Raw genomic sequence first — 324 nt, 5'->3', positions numbered from 1 at the left:
CGCTCGCCGTGCCGATGACCTCGTTTTCCGCGAAGAGTTGGCGTATTTCGAAGGCGCTGAGGCCCCATTCGAGCACGCGCTTGGCTTCCTCGGTGCGCTCCTTGTCGGAGGCGATGCCGCCGAGCGTCATGAACAGGCGACGGCCGTTGCGCTCGGCCGACGCCACGATCGAATATCCCTCGCCTTCGGCAAAGCCTGTCGCCAGACCGTCGACGCCGAGACCGAAGCCGAGCAGCGGGTTGCGGTTGCGCTGGAAGATCTTGTTCCACTCGAAATCGGGTTGGGCGAAGTAGGGATAATAGGCCGGGTAGCCCTCTTGCAGCC

Annotated in this window: 1 pseudogene; it reads right to left on the bottom strand. The window is 63.9% G+C overall.

Annotated features, from left to right (window positions below):
- Positions 1 to 324: pseudogene (locus B3605_RS15195) on the bottom strand (D-alanyl-D-alanine carboxypeptidase); the annotation flags it as partial.

This window comes from Rhizobium sp. UBA1881 (assembly GCF_002338015.1).
Taxonomy (GTDB): Bacteria; Pseudomonadota; Alphaproteobacteria; order Rhizobiales; family Rhizobiaceae; genus Rhizobium.
The sequence above is the reverse complement of the archived record's forward strand: the minus strand, read 5'-3'. Positions and strand labels throughout refer to the sequence as shown.